The sequence below is a fragment of the Pelotomaculum sp. PtaB.Bin117 genome (genome assembly GCF_002067195.1).
GTDB lineage: Bacteria > Bacillota > Desulfotomaculia > Desulfotomaculales > Pelotomaculaceae > Pelotomaculum_D > Pelotomaculum_D terephthalicicum.
On the sequence record NZ_MVQM01000032.1, the window covers coordinates 1 to 1442 of the forward strand.

At 44.5% G+C, this 1442-nt stretch carries 2 protein-coding genes; both read right to left on the reverse strand.

What is annotated here, in order from left to right; translation table 11 throughout:
• The coding region (locus A4E54_RS01160) for a glycosyltransferase family 2 protein (protein WP_286723858.1) at positions 1 to 776 on the reverse strand (776 nt) is incomplete at its 3' end.
• Positions 777 to 800: 24 nt separating this feature from the next.
• A partial coding sequence (locus A4E54_RS01165) for a glycosyltransferase family 4 protein (RefSeq protein ID WP_286723860.1) occupies positions 801 to 1442 on the reverse strand: 642 nt, incomplete at its 5' end.

Consider the following 1442-nt stretch of genomic DNA (forward strand, 5'->3'; position numbering starts at 1 on the left):
TTCTTTATAAGATAGACAAATTGATCTCTGACGAATCTAAAACCTTCCCCTTCCGCTTTCGTATATTCCAGCAGCCAATTATTCATTTTAAGTGAAACACCAATATCAAAATAACGCCGGAAATGCTGTGACAGACTATAATTATGTGAATGCCGCACAGCCGCCTCCGGCACATAGGCAACTTTATATCCACGCAGGATTAATTTTGCCGCCAGGATCATATCTTCGTTCATTATTACCTTTTCCGGAAACCTGCCGACTTCTTCAAATTCCCGCTTCCTGACCGCCGAACAAACATCACTGAAGAAAAAAGCCTTGATCCCCAACCGCGGCAGGTCCTCTTTGCTCTTGACCATGCCCGTACCAGGATAATTGAACAAGCGGGCAAATTTTTCCGGGGGCACAGCATCCTGCCTGGCCAACTGCCGGCCAAAAGAAGCAGCTATTAAAGGATTTGTCTGATTTGCCAGGGGCTTTACGAGGTTCTCCAGAAACCTGTCGTCCGCCGGCAGTGCATCCTGCGTCATAAAAACCAGCACATCACCGGCAGCTATTTCTGCGCCCAGATTCCGCGTGCCGCCGTGATCAAAAGCTTCCCTTTCTATAACTACCGTCTTGCATCCCATTTCAGCAGCTATTTCCGCAGTTCGATCCCCGGATGACGAATCCATCACAATTATTTCCACCGGGGGATGTGTTTGCCGTTTGAGAGATGTTAAAAGCAAAGATAAAAATTTTTCTCCGTTCAAGGTTGGAATAATTAAAGATATTTCCATAAAATATTAAACTCCGTGATAAATTTAAGAGGATAAAATTTTCTCATATACTTCTAATAATTTATTTATATGAGCATCCATTGTATAAGGATTCGACCAGTAGCGTTCATAAGCCGCCTGTCCCATCTTTCTTGCAGTTTCAGCATCCTGAAGAACAGCTATCTTTTTGGCCAAATCAGCCACACTACCCCCCCTAAACCATAGACCAGTCAAGCCATTCACAACCATATCCCTGGCTGCGGAAGTATCCGGCACGACGGCTGGAATTCCCATTGCAGCCGCCTCAGCCACCACCAAACCCTGTGTTTCGTACAATAACGAAGGTAAAACAAGGGCACGGGCCGTTTGCAGGTAGTTTTGCACTTCCTGGTAGGAAAGCCAACCAGTAATCTGGGTTCCGGGCAATATTTTTTCTATGTCCGACCGGCAATCGCCATCACCAACAAAAATACATTCACACCCCAGCATTCTTGATGCCATGGCCAGAAGATGAGGTCCTTTCTCTTTGCTCAACCTCCCTACCATAATAAATTTTTTATTATCTTGTACCGGAACAGGCTTATCGCGTGGTATTTCTATCGGATTGTTAACATAGTATATCTTTGCGCCTGAAGGTAAATACGGCTTCAAAATTTTTTTGCTGAACTCTGAAATAGTTATGAAATC